Source organism: Aeromicrobium sp. Leaf272, assembly GCF_001422865.1.
Taxonomy (GTDB): domain Bacteria; phylum Actinomycetota; class Actinomycetes; order Propionibacteriales; family Nocardioidaceae; genus Aeromicrobium.
On sequence record NZ_LMMY01000011.1, the window covers coordinates 373910 to 377248 of the forward strand.

A 3339-nucleotide genomic window follows, 5' to 3' on the forward strand; every position below is an offset into this window, starting at 1 on the left:
TCAGCTGCTGCAGGAACGGGGAGAGGGCCAGCAGGATGAAGGCGTTGCGCAGCAGACCCAGCAGGCAGGCGCCGAGGAACGCTCCGACGATCGATCCGCGGCCGCCCGACAGGCTGGCACCGCCGATCACGGCCGCGGCGATGACGTCGAGCTCGTAGCCCATGCCCGCCTGCGCCTCCGCCACGCCCACCTGGGTCGAGAACACGATGCCCGCTGCGCCTGCGAGCGTCCCGATGAGGACGAAGGTCAGGATGCGGGTGCGGGCCACCGGGATGCCGCCGGTCCGCGCAGCATCGGCGTTGTCGCCGATGGCCGTGACCCGCAGGCCGAAGATGGAGCGGGTCAGCAGGAGCTGTCCCACGATGACGAGAACCACGAAGATCAGCACGCTGTTCGGGATGCCGCCCAGGACGCGGCCCTGCCCGATCCACGAGAGCTCGGTCGGCATCGTCTGGGGCAGCCCGTCGGTGATGAGCTGGGTGAGGCCGCGGGCGATCGAGAGCATGCCGAGCGTCACGATGAACGAGCTGACCCGCCCGATCACGACCACCGTCCCGATGGCCAGGCCGCACAGCGAGCCCACGCCGATGCCGACGACCATCGCGACGTACGGGTTGGCTCCGCTGCCGTACACGGCACCCGCGGTCACCGCGGCGAGGGCCAGCACCGAGCCGACGGAGAGGTCGATCTCCTTGGCGATGAGCACGTAGGTCTGCCCGATCGCGATGATGCCGACCACGACGGTCGTCTGCAGCAGGTTGTAGATGTTCTGCCGCTGCAGGAAGTCGTCGTTGGCGAGCGAGACGACGAAGCCGAGCACCAGGATGACGCCGAGCAGGCCGGTCTCCTGGCGCTTGAGCAGCGGCAGGACGAGGTCGCCCAGCGAGCGCTGCGAGGAGCGGGGTGAGGTGGTGCTGCTCATGTTCATCCTTCGGTTGCGCCCATGGCGGCGGCGACGATGGGGTTGGGTCCTGCGTCGTTCGGGGCGTCGCGCGTGACGCGGCCCTGCCGCACGACCACCACGCGGTCGGCCAGCTCGACGACCTCCTCCAGCTCGGAGGAGATGAACCACACGGCCAGGCCCTCTGTGTGGGCGAGGTCGCGCAGCGTGGCGTAGATCTCGGCCTTCGTCCCGACGTCGACGCCCCTGGTCGGCTCGTCGAGGATCAGGACCTTCGGCTTGGCGGCGAGCGCCCGGGCCAACAGCACCTTCTGCTGGTTGCCTCCCGAGAGTGAGGTGATGGGCGCCTCGGTGGAGGCGGCCTTCACGCCGTACCGCTCGGTGAGCTCACGCGCCACGCGGTTGGTCCGACGGCCCGACACCCAGCCGAACCGGCCGAGGCGGTCGAGGATGCGGACCGTCAGGTTGTAGCCGACGGTCTGGGCGTGGAACACCTCGGTGCGCCGCTCCTCCGCCACGTAGGCGACGCCGAGACGCTGGGCCTTGCCCGGTCCGGAGACGCGGACAGGACGCGACCCCACCCGGATGCTGCCGCGGCGGACCCGACGCAGGCCGATGACCGCCTCGGCGATCTCGGTGCGGCCCGCACCGACGAGGCCGGCCATCCCGACGATCTCGCCGCGGTGGATGGCGAAGTCGACGTCCTCGAAGCCCTCGCCGGACAGCCCTACGACCTCCAGCGCCACCTCGGCGTCCTCCGACGAGAGGTCCCGGTCGGCGACCACCGACTCGACGACGGCTCGCTTGCGGTCACCCGCCATCAGGGTCACGGCACGCTGCTGGTCGATCTCGCGGGGGTCTCCGGCGGCGACGAACGCGCCGTCGCGCAGGACGATCACGTGGTCGACGATGGAGAAGACCTCGGCCAGACGGTGGCTGACCAGGACGACGGCGACGCCCTCGTCGCGCAGCCGCTCGACGACGCGGAAGAGCCGGTCGGACTCCTCGTGCGTCAGGCTCGAGTTCGGCTCGTCGAGGAACAGGACCTTGGGGTCGCGGGACAGAGCCCGGACGATGTCGACCATCTGTCGGGAGGCGGCCGAGAGGTCCCGGCACAAGGTCGCGGGATCTGGCAGGTAGTCCGCCATCTCGAGACGATCGAGCAGCTCGCGAGCACGCCGCACGTTGTCACCCCGTCGCGCGGCGGCGTAGGCGGGTCGCTCGCCGAGGTCGTAGAGGAACAGGTTGTCCGCGATGGTGAGCTCACCCACCAGCAACGGCTCCTGGTGCACGACCACGACGCCGGCGGAGACCGCCTCGAGCGGGGAGGCGAAGGTGACGTCCCGGCCCTCGAGGGTCAGGACCCCCTGGTCCGGCTGCATCTCTCCCGAGCACAGCCGGATCAGGGTGGACTTGCCTGCGCCGTTCTCCCCGAGCAGGCCCGTGACGGCGCCGGCGGGGAAGGAGAGGGACACGTCACGCAGTGCCTTGACGGGTCCGAAGGACTTCGCCATGCCGGCGACCGCGAGGGTCGCCGGCACGGCGTCGTCCGCCTGGGAGCTGGTCATGTGGATCAGGACGCTCCGGGCGTTCCCAGCGGGACCTCGGACGGGTCGTGCTCGGCGAGGTTGTCCTTGGTGACGAACGGGGCGTCCGCCTCCTGCATCACCGGGTCGGCCTTGTCGCCCGTGACGGCCGCGTTGAAGAGTGCGATCGCCACGTTGTAGCCCTGCCCGAAGGCGTCCTGGCCGATGACCCCGTACATCGAGCCGTCCTTGATGGCCTTGATGTTCTCCTCGGTGATGTCGTAGCCGATGACCTTGACGGCGTCCTGCTTCTTCGCGGCCGCCACGGCCTGGGCGGCACCGAACGGACCGCCTGCGGTCGCGTAGATGCCCACGAGGTCGTCGTTGGACTGCAGGTAGTTCTGCGCCGCGGTGAAGGTGTTGGACGCGGAGTCCTTGGCCTCGACACCCTGACCGACGACCTCGAGCTTGGAGCCCTTGAGGCCCTCGACGAAGCCCTTGCGGCGCTGCTCGGAGCCGGGGGCGGTGAACTGGCTGACGATGATGCCGACCTTGCCGGCCTTGTCGCCGGTGGCCTTGATCATCTCCTCTGCAGCGAGCTGCCCGGCCTTGAACTGCTCCTGGGCGTAGTTGATGACGCCGCCGGAGCTCTCCACGCAGTCGAAGAGCGTGTTGTAGGCGCCGAGCTTGACGTCCTTGGCCGACAGCGACTCGACGTCGGCGCAGTTGCCCTCGCCGGCGATGAAGAAGCCGATGCCCTGGTAGCCCTGGGCGTCGGCGCCCCGGATGGCGCTCGAGACCGTCTGCACGTCGATGTTCTCGCCGGCGACGATGTACTTGACCGAGCCCCCCTTCTCGCCGAGGACCTTGTTGGCGTAGTCGGCTCCCGCCTTCACCGAGACCCAGTAGGGG

3 protein-coding genes are annotated in these 3339 nt (G+C 69.7%); all 3 read right to left on the minus strand.

The genetic code is table 11. The features are described 5' to 3' along the window. Positions 1-922: ABC transporter permease (locus ASF38_RS08890; RefSeq protein WP_162237330.1), on the minus strand; the 922-nt coding region annotated here is incomplete at its 3' end. A 2-nt stretch (positions 923-924) separates the two neighbouring features. Then, positions 925-2469 carry a sugar ABC transporter ATP-binding protein gene (locus ASF38_RS08895; RefSeq protein ID WP_056575228.1) on the minus strand — a complete coding sequence of 515 codons (1545 nt, stop codon included), beginning with the start codon at positions 2467-2469 and terminating at the stop codon, positions 925-927. Positions 2470-2474: 5 nt separating this feature from the next. Continuing rightward, positions 2475-3339 (minus strand): sugar ABC transporter substrate-binding protein (locus ASF38_RS08900; RefSeq protein ID WP_162237331.1); only part of this gene is annotated, 865 nt, incomplete at its 5' end.